At 60.9% G+C, this 18330-nt stretch carries 13 protein-coding genes and 2 pseudogenes; 3 read left to right on the top strand and 12 right to left on the bottom strand.

What is annotated here, in order from left to right; genetic code table 11:
- Positions 1-4: 4 nt before the first annotated feature.
- From ftsW to mraZ, 9 genes and pseudogenes are all read right to left on the bottom strand, one after another.
- Positions 5-1160 (bottom strand): annotated as a pseudogene (gene ftsW / locus OEG84_RS09115) (putative lipid II flippase FtsW).
- The gene (gene murD, locus OEG84_RS09120; protein ID WP_267653462.1) at positions 1153-2574 is read right to left on the bottom strand and encodes a UDP-N-acetylmuramoyl-L-alanine--D-glutamate ligase; all 1422 of its coding nucleotides are present in this window, start codon (positions 2572-2574) and stop codon (positions 1153-1155) included. The pseudogene ftsW and the gene murD overlap by 8 nt, the downstream one beginning before the upstream one ends.
- A gap of 3 nt (positions 2575-2577) precedes the next feature.
- Positions 2578-3681 carry a phospho-N-acetylmuramoyl-pentapeptide-transferase gene (gene mraY / locus OEG84_RS09125; protein WP_267653463.1) on the bottom strand — a complete coding sequence of 368 codons (1104 nt, stop codon included), beginning with the start codon at positions 3679-3681 and terminating at the stop codon, positions 2578-2580.
- A 23-nt stretch (positions 3682-3704) separates the two neighbouring features.
- Positions 3705-5138 (bottom strand): UDP-N-acetylmuramoylalanyl-D-glutamyl-2,6-diaminopimelate--D-alanyl-D-alanine ligase, encoded by a 1434-nt coding sequence (locus tag OEG84_RS09130; RefSeq protein ID WP_267653464.1) that lies wholly within the window; start codon positions 5136-5138, stop codon positions 3705-3707.
- Positions 5135-6631 (bottom strand): UDP-N-acetylmuramoyl-L-alanyl-D-glutamate--2,6-diaminopimelate ligase, encoded by a 1497-nt coding sequence (locus OEG84_RS09135; RefSeq protein WP_425602832.1) that lies wholly within the window; start codon positions 6629-6631, stop codon positions 5135-5137. Before OEG84_RS09135 ends, OEG84_RS09130 begins: the two co-directional genes overlap by 4 nt.
- Before the next feature lie 34 nt (positions 6632-6665).
- Complete coding sequence (locus OEG84_RS09140) at positions 6666-8330, bottom strand: peptidoglycan D,D-transpeptidase FtsI family protein (RefSeq protein WP_267656136.1); 1665 nt, start codon at positions 8328-8330, stop codon at positions 6666-6668.
- 68 nt (positions 8331-8398) lie between these two features.
- The gene (gene ftsL / locus OEG84_RS09145; RefSeq protein WP_267653465.1) at positions 8399-8755 is read right to left on the bottom strand and encodes a cell division protein FtsL; all 357 of its coding nucleotides are present in this window, start codon (positions 8753-8755) and stop codon (positions 8399-8401) included.
- 3 nt (positions 8756-8758) lie between these two features.
- Positions 8759-9784: a 16S rRNA (cytosine(1402)-N(4))-methyltransferase RsmH gene (rsmH, locus tag OEG84_RS09150; RefSeq protein ID WP_267653466.1), complete on the bottom strand. Its 1026-nt coding sequence runs from the start codon at positions 9782-9784 to the stop codon at positions 8759-8761.
- Positions 9785-9810: 26 nt separating this feature from the next.
- On the bottom strand, positions 9811-10239 hold the full coding sequence (gene mraZ / locus OEG84_RS09155; RefSeq protein WP_267653467.1) for a division/cell wall cluster transcriptional repressor MraZ: 429 nt from the start codon (positions 10237-10239) through the stop codon (positions 9811-9813).
- A gap of 554 nt (positions 10240-10793) precedes the next feature.
- On the opposite strand from mraZ, the gene OEG84_RS09160 reads away from it, so the two are divergent.
- The 3 genes from OEG84_RS09160 (at position 10794) to OEG84_RS09170 (ending at position 14446) form a co-directional block, all read left to right on the top strand.
- Complete coding sequence (locus OEG84_RS09160) at positions 10794-11204, top strand: hypothetical protein (RefSeq protein WP_267653468.1); 411 nt, start codon at positions 10794-10796, stop codon at positions 11202-11204.
- A 106-nt stretch (positions 11205-11310) separates the two neighbouring features.
- Entirely contained in the window at positions 11311-11874 is a 564-nt protein-coding gene (locus tag OEG84_RS09165; protein WP_267653471.1) for a biliverdin-producing heme oxygenase, read from the top strand.
- Positions 11867-14446: an HWE histidine kinase domain-containing protein gene (locus tag OEG84_RS09170; RefSeq protein WP_267653472.1), complete on the top strand. Its 2580-nt coding sequence runs from the start codon at positions 11867-11869 to the stop codon at positions 14444-14446. Before OEG84_RS09165 ends, OEG84_RS09170 begins: the two co-directional genes overlap by 8 nt.
- 84 nt (positions 14447-14530) lie before the next feature.
- On the opposite strand, the pseudogene OEG84_RS09175 reads toward OEG84_RS09170, so the two are convergent.
- From OEG84_RS09175 to OEG84_RS09185, 3 genes and pseudogenes are all read right to left on the bottom strand, one after another.
- Positions 14531-16296, bottom strand: a pseudogene (locus OEG84_RS09175) (TRAP transporter permease).
- Between the two features lie 90 nt (positions 16297-16386).
- Positions 16387-17343, bottom strand: a complete 957-nt coding sequence (locus OEG84_RS09180; protein WP_267653473.1) for a TAXI family TRAP transporter solute-binding subunit — start codon at positions 17341-17343, stop codon at positions 16387-16389.
- A 199-nt stretch (positions 17344-17542) separates the two neighbouring features.
- A complete protein-coding gene (locus OEG84_RS09185) occupies positions 17543-18202 on the bottom strand; it encodes a 5-formyltetrahydrofolate cyclo-ligase (RefSeq protein ID WP_267653474.1) in 660 nt (219 codons plus the stop codon).
- Positions 18203-18330 lie beyond the last annotated feature (128 nt).

An 18330-nucleotide genomic window follows, 5' to 3' on the forward strand; every position in this document is an offset into this window, starting at 1 on the left:
GCCGTTACTCCGCCGCCACGGCGGTGGTGGGGCGGTAGATGGCGCGCGGTTGCGCCCGGCTCTCGGGCCGGCGACGGGTCAGCGCCAGCAGGAAGCCGGCGGTAATGGCAACCGCAATCATCGACGAGCCGCCATAGGAAATGAACGGCAACGTCATTCCCTTGGCCGGAAGCAATTCGAGATTGACGCCGATATTGATGAACGACTGGAAGCCGATCAGCAGCGCCAGTCCAGCCACGGCGAGCCGGGTGAAGTCATCCTGCTCGCGGCCGGCGCGGATCAGGCCACGAATGACCACGAAACCAAATAGCGCCACCAGCACCATGCAGAACACGATACCGAATTCCTCGGCCGCGACGGAAAACACGAAATCGGTGTGGCTGTCGGGCAAGATCTCGCTTGATTGTCCCCTCACCCGGCCCCTGGCCGAGCCAGTCGCCGCGGATGATTGCCTCGCGCGCGGTATCGACCTGAAAGCTGTCGCCCTCACCAAACAGGAAGCCGTTGATCCGGTCGGCGACATGCGGAAATACCAGATAGGCAGCAACGAAGCCCGAAACAGCCATGCCGCCCAACAGCATGATCCAGAACCACGACATGCCGGCCATGAAGAACATGCCGCCCCAGACCGCTGCCGTCAGCATGGTCTGGCCCAGATCCGGTTGCGCCACCAGCAACGCCGCAACAATGCCAAACAGGATGATGGCAAACAGGTTGCCGGGAATTTCAGGATGACGCGAGCGTTCGGAAAACAGCCAGGCACAGATCACCACGAAGGCCGGCTTCATGAATTCCGACGGCTGCACCGAAAGGCCAAACACCGACACCCAGCGCCGCGATCCCTTGACCTCGACGCCGAAGAACAGCGCCAGCACCATCATCGCGATCGACATGGCCAAGAGCGCCAGCGCAGCGCGGCGCACCTGGCGCGGGCTCAGGAAGGAAACACCGATCATCACCACCAGCGCCGGGACCAGGAACACGCCGTGACGCTCGACAAAATGAAAACTGTCGAGCCCGAGCCGCTCGGCCACCGCCGGGCTCGCCGCAAACGACAGCATCAGGCCTACGCCCATCAGCGCCACGAAGGCCGCCAGGAAAAGGCGGTCAATGGTCCAGAACCAATCGGCGACCGGTCCGCGTTCAACACGGCTAACCATCAGTTTCTCCTTTGCGCCCGGCATCGACGAGCATCTCGATATCATCCAGAGCCGCCACCAGGCTTACGTAGGCATCTCCGCGCACCTCGAAATTGCGATACTGGTCAAAACTGGCGCAGGCAGGCGACAACAGCACAGCGGGCATTTCCGCCCCGTCCGCCGCCGCATCCCGTGCTGCTGCCGCGACCGCATTGTCGAGCGTGCCGGAAATTTCAAACGGCGCCTGGGCGCCAATCGTCGCGGCAAAGCCCGCTGCTGCCTCGCCAATCAGATAGGCCTTGGCGATACGCGGGAAATATGGCTCGAGGGCGGCAATGCCGCCTTCCTTGGCCAATCCACCGGCAATCCAGTAGATCGGCTCGAAACTCTTGAGCGCCGGTGCCGCGGCTTCCGCATTGGTGGCCTTGGAATCGTTGACAAACACCACCCGCCCCCGCCGCGCCACCGGCTGCATCCGGTGCTTGAGCCCCGGGAAAGTGGCAAGGCCGGCGCGGATCTCGTCATCGCTGAGCCCGGCCGAGCGGCAGGCGGCAATGGCAGCCGCGGCGTTCTGGGCATTGTGCGCGCCGCGCAGGGTGGGAATGCCGGCCAGATCGACATAGAGGCTGACCGTTCCGCGGTCGGCGAGATGGATCCTGGTTCCATCGGCATAGAGGCCCCGCATCAGCGGCAGCGTCTTGGAGATCCGTTCCACCGCGCGGCCTTCCGCCTCAAGACGGGCGGCGATGTCGCGGCACCAGTCGTCATCCACACCGATGATCGCCAGATCGCTCTGCGCCACCAGCCGCGCCTTGATTTCGGCATAGTGCTGCATCGAGCCGTGGCGGTCGAGATGGTCTGGCGTCAGATTAAGCAACAGCCCGGCGCTGGGATCGAGCGATGGCGCCAGATCGATCTGGTAGGAGGAGCATTCAACCACATGAACCCGTCCGGCCGCCGGCGGATCCAGTGTTAGCACCGCTGTACCGATATTGCCGCCAAGCTGGGCGTCGCGACCGCTGTGGGAAATCAGATGCGCAATCAGCGCAGTGGTGGTGGATTTGCCGTTGGTGCCGGTAATCGCAATGAACGGACTCCCAGGCGCATGAGCACGGCGCTCGCGCACGAAGATCTCGATGTCGCCGATGATCTCGACCGCATGCATATTGGCCAGATCCACCGTCCAGTGCGGCTTCGGATGGGTCAGCGGCACCCCCGGGGAGAGCACCAGCGTATGTTGTTGCGACCAATTGATGTCGCGCAAGTCGCCGACCGGAATGCCGGCCGCGCGCGCCGCCTCGACCTGGGCCGGGTTATCGTCCCAGGCGGTCAGTTCGGCGCCGCCGGCAACCAGCGATTTTGCGGTTGCCAGGCCCGATCCGCCGAGGCCGAACAATGCGACCTTGCGACCGGAAAATGTGGACGCCGCAATCATCGTCTATCTCAGCTTGAGGGTGGCGAGCCCGATCATCGCAAGGGCCACCGAGATGATCCAGAACCGCACCACAACCTGGCTTTCGGTCCATCCGAGCTTTTCGAAATGGTGATGGATCGGCGCCATCAGGAACACCCGTTTTCCGGTGAGCTTGAAGGACGCAACCTGGATGATCACCGACAGCGCTTCGATCACGAATAGGCCGCCGATGATCGCCATGACGATTTCGTGCTTGGTGGCTACGGCTACCGTGCCGATCAGTCCGCCCAGCGCCAGCGATCCGGTGTCACCCATGAAGATTGCCGCCGGCGGCGCATTGAACCATAAGAACCCGAGGCCGGCACCTATCACAGCCCCGAGGATCACCGCCAGTTCGCCGGTACCCGGCACGAAATTGATCTGCAGATAATTGGCAAACACCGCATTGCCTGCGAGATAGGCAATCGCCCCGAAGGACGCGGCTGCGATCATCACCGGCACGATGGCGAGCCCATCGAGGCCATCGGTCAGATTGACCGCGTTGCCCGCCGAGACGATGACGAAGGCGCCGAAGGCGATGAAGAACCAGCCAAGGTCAAGCAGCAAATCCTTGAAGAACGGAAATGCGATGGAGGAGCTGAATGTAGCGCCCTTGACCGTCGATGCGGCCATCGAGGCCTGCATGATGAAATACACCGCCAGGCCGGCAATCAGGAACTCAAGCGCCAGCCGCGCCTTGCCGGAAAAGCCCTTGTCTGTCTGCTTGGTGACCTTGAGATAATCATCGTAAAAACCGATGGCGCCGAAACCAAGCGTTACCAGCAATGTAGTCACCACATAGACGCTCGACAGGTCGGCCCACAGAACTGAAGAGCCGATGATCCCCGCCAGGATCATCAATCCGCCCATGGTCGGCGTCCCGGCCTTGAGGAAATGGGTTTGCGGCCCATCTGCCCGGATCGGTTGTCCACGTCCCTGGCGCACCCGCAGGGAAGCAATGATTCGGGGTCCAAACAGAAACACGATCAACGCCGAGGTGAACATCGCTGCCCCGGTTCTGAATGTGATATATCTGAAAAGATTGAAGAACTGGACTTGGTCCGCCAGATCCACCAGCCAGATGAGCATAAGTTCCCGTCCCCCGAGTTGCTTTAGGTGTTGCCGCTGCTGTCTGTCAGCGGTGGATATTTGTCAAGCAACGCCTTGACAATACGTCCAAAGCCGATGCCGAGCGATGATTTGATCATCACCACGTCACCGTCCCGGAGAACAGATTTCAGATGGGTGGTGAGCCCGTCCGCGTCGTCGCGATAGACGGTCTCGATGTCAGTTCCAAGTTCATCGCGCAAGGCCTTCATTTCCGGCCCGGCAAGACAGGCCATGTCGACGCTGGCTTCACGCATCGGGGTTGCCAGATCGCGGTGCACACGCTCGGAAAAACGGCCCATTTCCAGCATGTCGCCGAGCACCGCAATACGGCGGCCACGCAACCGTACCGGCGTGTCGCGCAGCAGATCAATTGCAGCGCGCATCGAGGCCGGATTGGCGTTGTAACTTTCATCGATCAGCAGAAAAGATCCGCCATCGATGGCGAGTTCGTGGCGCGCGCCGCGGCCCTTCTCGGCCGAGAACCCGGCCAGTGCATGCACTGCCCTCGCCAGATCTGCGCCAGCCAGTTGAACCATGCCCAGCACCGCAAGCGCATTTTGCACCAGATGCCGGCCGGGCGCGCCGATCTTGGCGGCAACCTCGTCTGTGCCAATTTGGGCAGTGATGGTGGAACAATCAGGCAGCAGCTTGATCTTGAGTAACCGGTAATCGGCCTTGGCGTTTTCGCCGAAGGAGTGGGTGTGCGCCACGCCCAACGTAACTGCCCGCTTTTTTAGCCAGCCATATTTCTCGTTGTCGTGGTTGAGCAGGAGATGGCCATCCTCGGACAACCCCTCCATGATCTCTGCCTTGGCGGCGGCGATTTCGCTCAGATTCTTGAAATTGCCCATATGCGCAGCAGCGACGGTGGTGATCACCGCCACATCCGGCTTGACCATATCGACCAGCGGTCGGATTTCGCCAGGATGGTTCATACCGATTTCGAAAATGCCGAAAGCAGCACTTTCGGGCATCCGCGCCAGCGTCAGCGGCACGCCCCAGTGATTGTTGTAGGAAGCCGCAGACGCGTGAACCTCGCCCGATGGCTCCAGCGCATGGCGCAGCATTTCCTTGCTCGACGTCTTGCCCACCGAACCGGTGATGGCGATGATTTTCGCCTGCGAACGTGCCCGCGACGCCCGACCGAGAGCTTCGAGCGCCGGCAGAACCTCGTTGACCACGATCATTGGCGCTGTGACCCGGCCCAGCGCAGGCAATTTGTCTTCCGACACCACCAGCAGGCTGGCGCCGTTAGCAATCGCCACGCTGGCAAAGTCGTGCCCGTCGAAGCGGTCGCCCTTGATGGCGAAGAAGGCGTCGCCTTGACACGTCGTTCGGCTGTCGATCGAGATTCCGGTGACCCCTTCAGGCAGGGCGCCAACAGGACGCCCCTCCATGGCCTCGATCATCGCTGGTGCGGTCCACAACAGGCTCATGCTGACAGCGCCTCCAGGACTTTGCGAATTTCTGCGTGATCGGAAAACGGCAACACCTTGTCGCCGACAGTCTGGCCCTGCTCATGACCCTTGCCGGCAACGATAAGCGTGTCGCCTGCATTCAGCATGGCAATAGCGCTGCGAATTGCTTCGGCGCGATCGCCGATTTCGGTGGCGCCTGGAGCCGCGATCATGATTTCGGCGCGCACTTCTGCCGGATCTTCCGAGCGCGGATTGTCGTCTGTAACAATCACCACGTCTGCCAGCTTGGTGGCAATTCCACCCATGATCGGCCGCTTGCCGCGATCCCGGTCGCCGCCGCAGCCAAACACCACCACAACCCTTCCGGTGGTAAACGGACGCACCGCGCCAAGCACGTTTTCCAGCGCTTCGGGCTTGTGGGCGTAATCGACATACACCGGCGCCCCGTCGGCGGTCGAGCCGACCAGTTCGAGCCTCCCGGCGGCCCCGGTAAGGTGCTCGAGCGCTGCCATTGCCAGATCGGCGGACGTTCCGGTGGCGATCGCCATTCCGGCCGCAACCAGCGCGTTGGAGAACTGGAAATCGCCAGCCAGCGGCAGGTCGACTTCGAAGATACGGCCTTCGAGGTGAATTTCGCCCACCTGCTTGTGCCGCAGATGTTCCACCCGTTTGAGGCTCAGGAACCCACCCTTGCGGCCTACCGTGAGCACCCGTGCCCCGGCCCGCTCGGCAACCTCGACAGCCCGCTCCGACCAGGGATCGTCGGCAAAGATCACCGCCGGCGCCCCCTTGGGCAGAAGACAATCGAACAGCCGCATCTTGGCTGCCATGTAATTTTCCATGGTCGGATGATAATCCATGTGATCACGGCCCAGATTGGTAAAGCCCGCCACGCTCAGTGACACGCCGTCAAGCCGGCGCTGGTCAAGCCCATGGCTTGAGGCCTCCATCGCAGCATGGGTCACGCCGTCACTGGCAAGCTCGGCCAGCAGCCGGTGCAATGCCACCGGATCGGGGGTGGTCAGCGAGCCGTATTCGGTACGGCCCGGGGCGGTCACGCCGGTAGTGCCGAGCATCGCCGCCTTCTCGCCCGCATGGGCCCAGATCTGGCGCAGAAACGAGGCGACCGAAGTCTTGCCGGCGGTGCCGGTGACGGCTGCCATCACCCGCGGCTGCGGGCCGAAATAGGCCGCAGCCATCCGCGCCAGCGCCAGCCTGGGATCGGCGCTTCTGAGCACCAGCCCGACATCGGCGGGCAAATCGGCATCATCAGCCGCCACAATCGCCACGGCGCCTTTCGAGGCAGCCTGGGCGGCAAAGCGGGCGCCGTCGGTTTTCACTCCCGCCATGGCAAAGAACAGGTTGCCCGGCTCAACCGTCCGGCTGTCAACGGTCAGACCGGTGACCGGCACGTCGAGTTCCGCCGCTTGCGAGACGGTGATGGATACTGACGGCAAGGCTGAAATCAAGGCAGACAGTTTCATATAGGGCTCGGATCTTTCGTTATGCATCTGGCGGACCATGCCCTGCCCGCCACTTATGGTATCAATATGACAGCGACAGCATCTGACCGCCGTCACCGAATTTTGGTTCTACGCCAAGAAACGCCGCCGACCGGCGAATGATGGCGCTGACCATCGGCGCTGCGTTAAGACCTGCCGTCGCCGATCTCTTGCCTTCTTCGGGTTTCGGTTCATCGACAATCACCAGCACCACATAATCGGGATTATCAATCGGAAAGGCCGACAGGAAGGCATTGAATCGGACATCCGAATTGTAACGGCCGTTGATCACCTTTTCCGCCGTGCCGGTCTTGCCGCCAACCCGGAAACCTTCGACTTCGGCGCGCCGGCCCGAGCCCTTGGCGACATTGAGCGCCATCAGGTAGCGCATCTCGTCGCTGGTCGTCGAATTGACCACCTGGACTGCGACCTTGTCGGCCTCTTCACGGGTTCGCGGCAGGAAGGTCGGCTCGATCAGCTTGCCTCCATTCATCAGCGCCGCTGCCGCCACTGCCGTTTGCAGTGGCGTTGTGGCCACACCATGACCGAACGAAATGGTCACCGAATTGATTTTCTTCCAGACCGAGGGCTGGGTCGGAGTTGCCACTTCCGGCAATTCCGTCTGCATCCGCGACAGCAGTCCGAGCCGGGTGAGAAACTCCTGATGTCCTTCGATGCCGATCATGTCGGCAATCCGCGCCGAGCCGATATTGGAGGAGTAGATGAACACCTCCGGCACCGTCAGCATCCGGTTCTTGCCATGGAAATCCCGGATGGTGAAACCGCCGATACGGATCGAGCCGCGGGCATCAATCTGGTCGGTCAGTTTGACCTTGCCCGAATCCAGTCCCATCGCGGTGGTAAACACCTTGAAGGTCGAGCCCATCTCGAATGTGCCAGCCGACATCCGGTTGAGACGGTCTTTCTTCTGCGCATCGACCGGGTCGTTCGGGTCGTAATCAGGCAACGAAGCCATGCCGATAACTTCACCGGTGTGAATGTTGAGCACGACACCGCCGGCGGCAACCGCCTGGTAGCGTTCCATGGCGGCGGCGAGTTCATCGCGCAGCACATGCTGGACCCGGAGATCAAGCGACAGGCGGACCGGCTTGAGATCCTCATCGACGGTCATGCCGGCGTCGGCAAGCGCGCCCAGCCCCTGTCCGTCGACATATTTCTCCATGCCGGAGATGCCCTTGTTGTCGATATTGGTAAGCCCGATCACATGCGAGGCGGTCGGCCCGCCAGGATAGAAGCGGCGCGTTTCCGGGCGAAAGCCGATGCCGGGAATGCCCAGCGACAGGATCTGGCTCTGCTGTTTCGGCGTTAGCTGCCGCCGGAGCCACTGAAATCGCGAATTCGATGACAGTTTCCGGTAGATACCACGCTGGTCGAGATCGGGCAGCACAGTGGCCAGAAGTTCCACCGCCTCGTCCGGATCGACAATCTTGTTAGGTTCGGCAAACAACGACACGGTGCGGATGTCGGTGGCCAGAACCTCGCCGTTGCGATCCAGCAGGTCCGGTCGCGACGTCAGCAACTCGTTGGTACGGTTGATCGACGACACAGTTTCCGGCGACCGCAAGCCATATTGAACCAGCCGCCCGCCGATCACCGCGTAGATGACGCCGAAACAGGCGATGGCAATGATGATGCGGTTCCGGGCCTGCGCCCCTTGCGCCTTGCGCACCCCTTCAAATTCCAGCATCGAGCGTCCCAATCCGCTGACCGGGTTGGCGCGTTTTACGGGTCTGGCAAACAGTGTTCTCAAGGATCTCATTGCTGCACCGACCCTGTCGTCAGCGCCGCGTCGGCACCGTTTTCGGCCAGTTTCGGTTCAAAATCGCTGGCCCGGCCGGGCAATTCGTCGGGTTGAGCCATTTGCTCGGCTTCGATCGGCCGAAGCCCCAGCTCAGCCTCGAACGCCGTTGACAACCGCTGCAGCCGCGAAGGCTGGTTGAGCAGGCTCCAGTCGGCCTCCAACAGGTCGATGGTTTCCTTCTGCAGCTTGATTTCGGCCTGCAACCCACGCACCTCTTCGAGCTTCACCTCGGCGTCGTGCTTGATCTGATAGGTAATGGTTGCAGCCGCGATCATCGCGCCAACCAGCACCAGGTCGAGAGTTCGCAACATGGCTCAGCCTCCGAGTGCCGCGAGCGCGGCGAGGTTGGGAACGGGAAGGATGTCAGTGTCGGTGTTTTCCGCCGGTGCACTGGTGCGCAATCCGGATCGCAATTTGGCCGAGCGGGCGCGCGGATTTTCCGCGCATTCGGCCTCGTTGGCAGTGACCGGCTGCTTGCCGATCGGCGTGAATGTCGCCTGGCGCACGGCTACCAGCGGCATGTGCCGCGAGCCTGACGCCTTGCCGGACCGGTCCTGGAAGAAACGCTTGACGATCCGGTCCTCGAGCGAGTGAAAGCTCACCACCACCAGCCGGCCGCCGGGCTTAAGCGCCTTTTCGGCGGCAAACAGTGTCTGCGCCAGCTCGCCAAGCTCGTCGTTGACATAGGTTCTGAGCGCCTGGAACACCCGGGTCGCTGGATGAATCTTGTCCTGCGGACGGCGTGGTGAAACCCGCTCGATCAATCCGGCCAGTTGCCGTGTCGTTGCAAAGGGCTGCTTGGCGCGTTCGGTTTCAATCGCCCGGGCGATACGGCCGGCATGGCGTTCTTCGCCGAGAATGCCGAAAATACGGGTCAGGTCGGAAACCTTGGCGCGGTTGACCACATCGGCGGCGCTGACACCGGCCTGGCCCATGCGCATGTCGAGCGGTCCGTCGCGCATGAACGAAAACCCGCGCTCGGCCTCGTCGATCTGCATCGAGGAAACGCCGATATCGAGAACCAGCCCGTCGAGACTGGCCTCTTCAACATGGTCAAGAAGATCGGAAAACTGGGCTCGAATGAGCTTGAGCTTGTCATCGGCAGCCTCAACCATTTTGGCCCCCGCGGCAATCGCATCCGGGTCGCGGTCAAAGGCAATGACATCGGCGCCTGCCTGCAGGATCGCGGCACTATAGCCACCGGCGCCGAAGGTTCCATCGACAATCAGTTCGCCCGGTGCAGGTGCCAATGCATCCAGAACCCCGCGGAGAAGAACCGGAATGTGACGGACAGGTCCGCCTTGGGCGTCAGCATCACCATCGCCCATATCCGCCGCCATTCCGTTTCTCCATCCGTTGCGGACGGTCAGGATCTGGCCGTCCGTTCTTTCCGGGCTTGCGACTGCATTTCCTCGAATGCCGCCGGTTCCCAGAGCTGAAAGTGGTCCCCGCGCCCCGCAAACGTCACCTTGTCGGTGATGCTCGTGAAATCGCGAATGAAATCCGTCACCAGAAGCCGTCCCTCGCCGTCGAGCTTCATGAACACCCCGCCGCCGTGGATCAGCAGCGACATCTTGTTGGCCTCGGCCGAGAACGGGTCTTGCGACCCGATCATCCGCTCGAAGCGCTCCAGTACTTCCGGTCCGGCCATCGAGACCGCCGGAAACACGAAATCCTGCCAGACGTAGAGTTCCTCGACAGCGGACCTGGCCAAAACGGCACGAAACATCGAGGGCACCGAAACCCGGCCCTTCGCGTCGATCCTGTTTGTCGCATGCGACAGGAACCGGTTCATGACTCTGTACCGCCGCTTCCGCCTTCTGGCCCCACGCCATCGACCCCCCGCCTTGTCCCGGATCTTCCACCCATGCGCACCCACCGGCGGCGCAAGCCGCCCGAACGGTTCCTGTGCGGAACCGCGGTCCGAAGGGGGAAAAATCGGCGGATAACCGCCAGCTGATCTTGGGTATTTGGGATACCATGGGCCACCATGGGCGTCAATGGGAACGACTCCCCTTGAAGCCCTCAAGTTTCACCCGTTAATACCTCGTCAAGATTAACGAACCGTTAGGCATGATCGAAGGAACTGGGAAGAACACCCCATGAGGCGATTTGCCCCGCCGCAGCCACACCGTGATCAATCGCAACTTGTTGGCATGCATGTCATGCTGCATGTGTTGCAGCAGGCATGCCCGTGGATTGTTGGCTGGCGAGAATATCCACACAGCTTGCGGTCGAGCTCCTCCACTCTGGATAGCTCCGGCGAATTTGGGACAACACCTGGCGCGGGCGACAGGGGCTCATGCGCACAAGCACCGGTCGACTGGGTAGAGGCAAGGGAGATCGAAAATGACGTCGGAAAAACAGAACAATAGCGCGCTTTATATCGTGGCCGGTTTTGCGATCCTGTTCGGCGTTCTAACCATCGTGTCCGGTGGACGGGTGCTGTTCGGGGGCGAGGCAACAAAGGCGGCCGCAGGAAATGTCGTTCCCTTCGTGCTGTGGTTCAATTTCCTGTCAGGCTTTGTCTATGTCGCTGCCGGCGCGGGGATCGCGCTGCACAAGGATTGGGGCTCCAAACTCGCAATGGGTCTGGCCATTGCCATCGTCGCCGTTTTTGCCGTTTTCGGCTGGCACGTCTTCACCGGAGGCGCCTATGAGGCCCGCACCGTGGGCGCCATGCTCCTGCGCTCGGTTGTCTGGATCGGCATCGCCATCTATGTGCAACGCCGCGCCGCAACAGCACCCTTCAAACCCTGACCATTTTCGCGCTTAGCAAACCGGCATGACCGACCAAAATGACTCCAGCTGATCCGCCGGCACACCTAACTTGAGTTAATGCGGCGGCGCCATTAAACTGTATAAGATGGCAATGACCCATCCTGCCCAGCTGACCTTGCGCACCCGTCTCCGATCTGAAACTGCTGAAGTTCATGCCCGGCTCGACAGCACCATGTCCCGGCTGGATATGGCGGACGCCGCCGACTACGGCTCGTTCCTGGAAATTCATCTGAGCGCACTTCAATCAATCATGCCCCGTCTTGTTGAAAGTGGCTATGAGTTCAGTCATTTGCCTGCCTTGATCGAGCGTGACCTTGAGATTCTGGGCCGCCCATCCAGCCCTGCCAGTATGGCAAGTTTTGGCCCCCTTTCGGGGGATCCGCTGGGCTATGCCTACGTGCTCGCCGGCTCTCAGATGGGCGCGAAAATTCTCAACCGGCGTCGTCTTCTCACCAGCAACGAGAAAGTTGTGCGCGCCGACGCTTTTTTGCATGACACCATAGCCAGCGGCATATGGAACATGGTGAAAATCAGGCTTGAAGGCTTCAGCGCTGCCGGTCCACAGCAGGACGACATCATCGACGGCGCGCTGGCCTGTTTTCGGTGTTATGGTGCAGCGGCAAAAACGGGGCTACTGATTAATGACTGACCGGACCGCGAACCCGCGCCAGCAAGACCAAGCCGCAGATCTGACCAATTGCGATCGCGAACCGATCCACATACTCGGCAAGGTACAATCGTTCGGCGCGCTGATTTCGGTATCCTCCGACTGGTTCGTCAACCACGTTTCCACCAACATCGGCGTATTTCTCGACGGCGTCAGCGCTCAGGACCTGATTGGTCGACCACTGGTCGATTTTATCGATGGCGAAGCCATTCATGATATCCGCACGCAGTTGCAACTGCTCGGCAGCCCCGACGCGGTCCAGCGCCTGTTTGCATTCCGCTTGACCAAGAGCGGCAAACTGTTTGACCTGGCGCTGCACATCTCGGGCCGCTCGGTCATCATCGAAATCGAACACCATGTGCAGCAGGACAGGAACGATTACGCTTCCTATGTCCGCACGATGATCGACCGTATCGGCAAGTCTGAATCAGTTGAACAGCTATGTCATGTCGCCGCGAGGCAGGTCAGGGCGCTGACCGGTTTTGACCGGGTAATGGTCTACCAGTTCCAGCCCGATGACAGTGGCCTGGTAATTGCCGAAGCGCTCAAACCGGGAATGGATTCCTTCAAGGGGCTGCACTATCCGGCTTCCGATATCCCCAAACAGGCCCGCACACTCTACAAGCGCAACCTGCTGCGCATTATCAGCGCGGTCGATGATGAGGGATGGGAAATCCACCCGGCAGTCAGCCCGTCAGGAGAACCGCTCGACCTTTCGCTCAGCACCACACGCGCCGTCTCGCCGATCCATCTCGAATATTTGCGCAACATGGGCGTTGCCGCGTCGATGTCCATCTCGATTCTCAAACGCGGCGAATTGTGGGGCTTGTTCGCCTGCCATCACACCACACCGCACACCCTGCCCTATGACAAACGCACCGCCGCGGAATTGTTTGGCCAGATGTTCTCCTTTGTGCTCGACCAGATGCAGGGCGACATCGAACGCGCGGAAAGGCAAAAGGGCCGGGCGCTACACGACCGACTGATGATGCGATTGGCGGACGGCGCCAGCATCGAGAACAATTTTGACATGATCGCCTCGTCGATCAAGGACGTCATTGCGTTCGATGGGGCGGCAGGATGGATCGGCGGCAAGTATTACAGCCAGGGATCGACGCCGACGGCCGACGAGTTTCCCGGACTGGCGCGTTTTCTCAACACCACCGCTGCGGGAGCTGTCTTCAGCACCGAAAATCTGTCCAAGACCTATGAGCCGGCTGCGGATTTCATACACCAATCTGCCGGGATGCTGGTTTTGCCGATGTCGCGCGCGCCACGTGATTATATCGTGTTGTTTCGTGGTGAAGTCGCCAAAAGCGTGTCGTGGGCAGGCAATCCTGAAAAGCCGGTAACCCTGGCATCCCCAGGCGGCAGGCTTACGCCCCGCAAAAGCTTTGAAACCTGGCGTGAAATCGTTCGTGGCTACAGCGCTCCCTGGACATTGTCGGAAATCTACGCAGCCGGTATTCTGCGCGAGACACTTTTGGAAGTGGTGCTACGGATAAGCGACGCCAGCCTCAAGGAGCGCGCGCAGGCACAGGAACGTCAGGAACTGCTGATTTCCGAGCTCAACCACCGCGTTCGCAACATTCTCAATCTGATCCGCGGCCTGATCAATCAGAGCAAGTCCCACGCATCAAGCATTACCGATTTCACCGAGGTGATCGGCGGCCGAATTCACGCTCTGGCGCGCGCCCATGACCAGATCACCCGCAAGAACTGGAACCCGGCGTCGGTGCATGACTTGATCGCGCTTGAGGTCGAAGCCTATCTCGGAGAAAAGATCGACCGGGTGCGGATCGAGGGCGCCGATGTGCTGCTCGATCCGGGCGCATTTACTACCTTTGCGCTGGTTACCCATGAACTGATCACCAATTCCGTAAAATACGGCGCCCTCAGCGATCAACGCGGCGTGCTGACGATCACGACGGCACTGGAAACCGACGGAAGCTTTCGCCTGCATTGGAGCGAAACCGACGGCCCGCCGATCAGTAACCCGCCATCGCGTCGCGGCTTCGGCACCACGCTCATCCAAAAATCAATCCCGTTCGAGCTCAAAGGGACGGCTGACGTGCGTTTCGACCCCGCCGGTCTGAACGCCGATTTCATGATCCCGGCGGTCTATGTTTCCCGCATCGAGCCCCGTACCAAAGAGCCTGCCCTAGCCGCCCCGAAACAGAGCCCGGATGCGAAATTGCATCTCGACGGTGATGTCCTGATCGTCGAGGACAACATGATTATCGCGCTCGATGCAGAGGAGTTCGTCAAGGAACTCGGCGCCCGGGCGGTCCACGTGGTGGCCCGGATCGAGGATGCGTTGGCAATCGCTGCCAATGCGATGCTGAGTTTCGCGCTGCTGGATGTCAATCTGGGCCTGGAGACCAGCGAACCGATCGCCGCAGACCTGAAAAACCGGTCGATCCCGTTCGCTTTTGCCACAGGCTACGGTGACCAGGCCAGCCTGACTGCGAAATTTCCGGATGCACCGGTAGTCCAGAAGCCCTACTCGAAAGCGGACATCGCCATCGCCCTCATCGAGCTTGCAAGGCGATAACAGCGATAGCAGCCACGTGGCGCGATCTAACGAACCGGATAATGCCACCGCCATGGCGGATAACACCCGCCTTGCCGCATTGGACTAATAGGACAAAGCGCCAAGCAACACCGGCCCGAACAGCACCAGCAGGCCCGAAAGGCCGAGCCCCAGTCGCAGCAAATGGCTGTAGGCTCCGATCAGGGCGTACGAGATCAGCGCCAGCCCGAGCCCGATCTGTATCAGTGCCAGCAACGCATAGACCGGATCGGTGGCGATCGCCATGATTGATGGGTTGGCGATCATCGTCAGCGGGATGATGTAGAGCCCGACGCCAAGGCTCATCGCCGTCAGCGCTACCTTCAGCCAGTTCTCGCCAATCATGCCGGCAGCAATGAACACGGCGCCGCAGACCGGCGGGGTGATGGTTGATAGCAGCGCAAACCAGAACACGAACAGATGTGCCTGCAGCGGCTCCAGCCCGAGTTTCGACAGCGCCGACCCGGCCACCGATACGCAGATCACGTAAGCTGCAGTGGTCGGCACTTCCATGCCCAGCACCAGGCAGGCGAGTGCGGTGAGAAACAGCGACGGCCACAGCAATCCGCCCGAGGCCGACAGGATCAGCGACGTGATCTTGACCCCCAGCCCGGTGATCGACAGCACGCCAATGATGATCGAGGCGCAGATGATGATGGCGGCAATCATCGACACCTGCCGCGCGGCGTTGACCACTGCATTCTCCAGCCGCACCACCGTGCGTGAAAAATCGAATCGACCATCGGCATGGAAGAACAGCATCACGAAGCCGACCAGGATCGCCAGGCTGGCAGCATATTGCGGCGTCAGATTGGCGACGAACATGCCCCAGATCAGCGCTGCAAACGGAATCGCGAAAAACGCCGAGGTGATCAGCACCAGCCGCAGGTTTGGCCGATCCTCGACAGCCAGCCCTGCCAATTCGTAGCGCCCGGCATAGGCATTGATGCCGATCCAGACGGCGAAGAAATACAACAGTGCCGGCAACAGCGCCGCCGCCATGATCGCCGTATAGGGCACACCGGTGAGTTCAACCATGACGAAGGCGCCGGCGCCCATCAGCGGCGGCATGATCTGCCCCCCGAGGACGCCACCGCCTCGATTGCCGCGGCCAACCGCTTGGGGTAGCCGAGTCTGGTCATTGCCGGCAGCGTGATCGCTCCGGTGGAGGCGACATTGGCCGAGGCCGAGCCCGAGATCGAGCCGAACAGCGCCGAGGAAATCACCGAGACTTTGCCGGCCCCGCCCTTCAGACGGCCAGCGGCGGCGGAGGCAATGTTCATGAAGCCTTGACCCGCCTCGCCGGCATTGAGCACTGCGCCAAAGATTACGAAGATCGCCACGACGCTCACCGACACCCCGGTCAGACTGTCCCAGATGCCACCCTCGGCAATCGTCAGCGTGCCGAGATAGCTCGCCAGCGGCGTGCCGGAATGGCCAAATTCGCCCGGAATATACTGACCGAACAGGCCGTAGAGCAGCGCCAACAGTGCCACCATCGGCAACGGCCAGCCGATCGAGCGGCGCGCCGCTTCCAGCACCACGATCAGCAGCACTGCGGCGATGACAACCTGAAAATCACCCTCAAGGATACCGTACTGATCACCCAGCGCGCTGTGCTGCCAGGCGACCCAGAGGCTTGCCACCACCCCGGCCACGCACAACACCACGCCACTCGCGCGGGCGCGGCTGTCTTCTTTTGTGAACAGGAAGATCCATGGCAGCGCCAGCGCCAGGTGCAGCGGCCGGCTGACCAGGTTGGGAACCAGCCCCCAGAAGATCAGCGCCAGGTGAAACGCCACCAGACAGACCGCACAGACGATCATGGCCATCCGCATCATTGTCGGGGTCCTGTCGTTTTGTAAGGGAAGCCGGAAGAAAACCGCCCTGCCCGAGCACAAGGCCAGGCAGGGCGATAGCTGTTACTGCTGGTCTGCGGTCAGTTCGAAGCCGGCTTCCTGATAATAGCGGATCGCGCCGGGATGCAGCTTGGTGGTGATGTTGGCCATCAGCGCCTTGTCGACGCCGTTCCACCAGGGCGCGCCCTGGCTCATCGTCGCCTTGCCTTCCCAGAAGGTCTTGGTCAGCTGGTAGGCGGCTTCCTCGTCCATCGCTGTGGTGGCAAAGGCTGCAACCGGCAGCGACGTGGTGGTGATATCGCTGTCCTGGCCATTATAGGTGCCCGCCGGGATCACCAGTTTCGAGCGCTTAGACTGGGCAATCTGATCGTCGCTGAGCGACAGCACCACGACATCGGTCGACGCGGCAGCTTCAATCACGTTGGGCGCGGGCCATGAGCCGGCGGTGACGAATCCGTCGATCTGGCCGTTCTTGAGTGCTGGAACCGCATTCGACAATTCCACCTCGGCCAGGTTGACCTTGCCTTCAAGCCCGAACAGCTTGAGGTATTTCTCGCCTTCGCTGGCGCCAAACGAGCCCTTGCCGAGCAGGATGGTCTTGCCTTCCATACCGGCAAAATCAGTCACACCGCTATCAGCGGACATGACAAAATGCATGGTCAGCGACGGGATCGGAAACAGCGCCCGGATCTCGTCGAATTTCGGATCACCCTTGCCTTCAAACATCGCCTTGCCGGCCTGCGCCAGTCCGACCAGCGCCGGCGGCGTGGTGAACACGTAATCGCCGCCGCGGGATTTGGCCTCCATCACGTTCTGCACCGAGCCCTGGCTTTCCTCCACTGTGACGATGATGTCGCCGTTGGTGCCGGCTTTCATCGCCTCGGCAATTTGCACTCCCATTTGGTAGTATGACGAGGATGATTTGGCCGATTTGTAGGTGATGCGCGTTTCAGCCAGTGCGGCTGAGGAAACCAGTGCGGCACACAGGCCCAGCGCGATAATCGCGGTCTTGTTTTTCACGTGTCTTCTCCCGTTGATCTGCAGATGCTCGGGGGCCGTTATAGAACCGCCCTGTTGGGGCATGTTTTGCACGATTGCGCCGCGACCGCAATTCATGCCGGGGCATGGCGGACTGCCGATTTTTCATCCTTGGAAACCTGACGGCGAAACCTACCGCCCGCAACAACCGCTGGTCCGCAACCGCAGTGGTCGGCCAGCCTTACGACCGCGCAGTCACGCTGCCGTCGCCAAGCACCACCTTGGTCATGGGAACATCCCAGGGCATCGGGAAGATCGTCTTCATCCGGGCAAAATCCTGACCGACGCCAATGATCAGCGTGTCGTCGGAAAGCCGCGCCAGCGTCCGGTCGTAATAACCACCGCCATTGCCGAGCCGGTAGCCTTCCTCGTCGACGCCGAGCAAAGGCACGATCACTATTTCTGGAACAAGCGGCACCGGGTCGGCGGGTACCGGAATATTCCAGACTCCTCGGGTCATCCTGCTTTCCGGGGTCCAGTGGTGGAACTCCACCGGCTGGTTTTTCTCGACCACCACCGGCAGGCAGATTCGCGCGCCGCGCTCGGAAGCGGCAATCATCCAGTCGCGCAAATTGAGTTCGCCGCGGATCGGCCAATAGGCAGCTATCGTCCGCCCCGACACATCGCCAAGCATCTCATCAAGTTGCGCGCCTATCCGCTCAGCCATGGCTTTGCGCACATCAAGCGGCAACTCCTTACGAAGCTGGTACAATTGCTGGCGTCGGGATTTGCGGAAGACCGAAACGTCTTTCCATGTCTGCGGATCAACCACATGACCGTCCACCAGCATATGCGCAAAACAGGGCTCCGAACCGCTGTCGTCGAAATCATCATCTCTCATGGACGCAATCTAACACCCTGACCAGACGGGTCCACTTGCCTGATTGCGTCATGTTCCGTCTCACGCATAAGTTGGCACCAAAGATTGATCTCCGCTTCTCTCCATATCAAATCCATGGAGTTGATGGT

It is taken from the genome of Hoeflea algicola, from assembly GCF_026619415.1.
GTDB classification, from domain to species: domain Bacteria; phylum Pseudomonadota; class Alphaproteobacteria; order Rhizobiales; family Rhizobiaceae; genus Hoeflea; species Hoeflea algicola.

Excerpts from the sequence above, each read along its gene's own strand:
- murD (WP_267653462.1), bottom strand. The coding sequence starts at position 2,574 with ATGATTGCGGCGTCCACATTTTCCGGTCGCAAGGTCGCATTGTTCGGC.
- mraY (WP_267653463.1), bottom strand. The coding sequence starts at position 3,681 with ATGCTCATCTGGCTGGTGGATCTGGCGGACCAAGTCCAGTTCTTCAAT.
- OEG84_RS09130 (WP_267653464.1), bottom strand. The coding sequence starts at position 5,138 with ATGAGCCTGTTGTGGACCGCACCAGCGATGATCGAGGCCATGGAGGGG.
- OEG84_RS09135 (WP_425602832.1), bottom strand. The coding sequence starts at position 6,631 with ATGCATAACGAAAGATCCGAGCCCTATATGAAACTGTCTGCCTTGATT.
- OEG84_RS09140 (WP_267656136.1), bottom strand. The coding sequence starts at position 8,330 with ATGCTGGAATTTGAAGGGGTGCGCAAGGCGCAAGGGGCGCAGGCCCGG.
- ftsL (WP_267653465.1), bottom strand. The coding sequence starts at position 8,755 with ATGTTGCGAACTCTCGACCTGGTGCTGGTTGGCGCGATGATCGCGGCT.
- rsmH (WP_267653466.1), bottom strand. The coding sequence starts at position 9,784 with ATGGCGGCGGATATGGGCGATGGTGATGCTGACGCCCAAGGCGGACCT.
- mraZ (WP_267653467.1), bottom strand. The coding sequence starts at position 10,239 with ATGAACCGGTTCCTGTCGCATGCGACAAACAGGATCGACGCGAAGGGC.
- OEG84_RS09160 (WP_267653468.1), top strand. The coding sequence starts at position 10,794 with ATGACGTCGGAAAAACAGAACAATAGCGCGCTTTATATCGTGGCCGGT.
- OEG84_RS09165 (WP_267653471.1), top strand. The coding sequence starts at position 11,311 with ATGGCAATGACCCATCCTGCCCAGCTGACCTTGCGCACCCGTCTCCGA.
- OEG84_RS09170 (WP_267653472.1), top strand. The coding sequence starts at position 11,867 with ATGACTGACCGGACCGCGAACCCGCGCCAGCAAGACCAAGCCGCAGAT.
- OEG84_RS09185 (WP_267653474.1), bottom strand. The coding sequence starts at position 18,202 with ATGAGAGATGATGATTTCGACGACAGCGGTTCGGAGCCCTGTTTTGCG.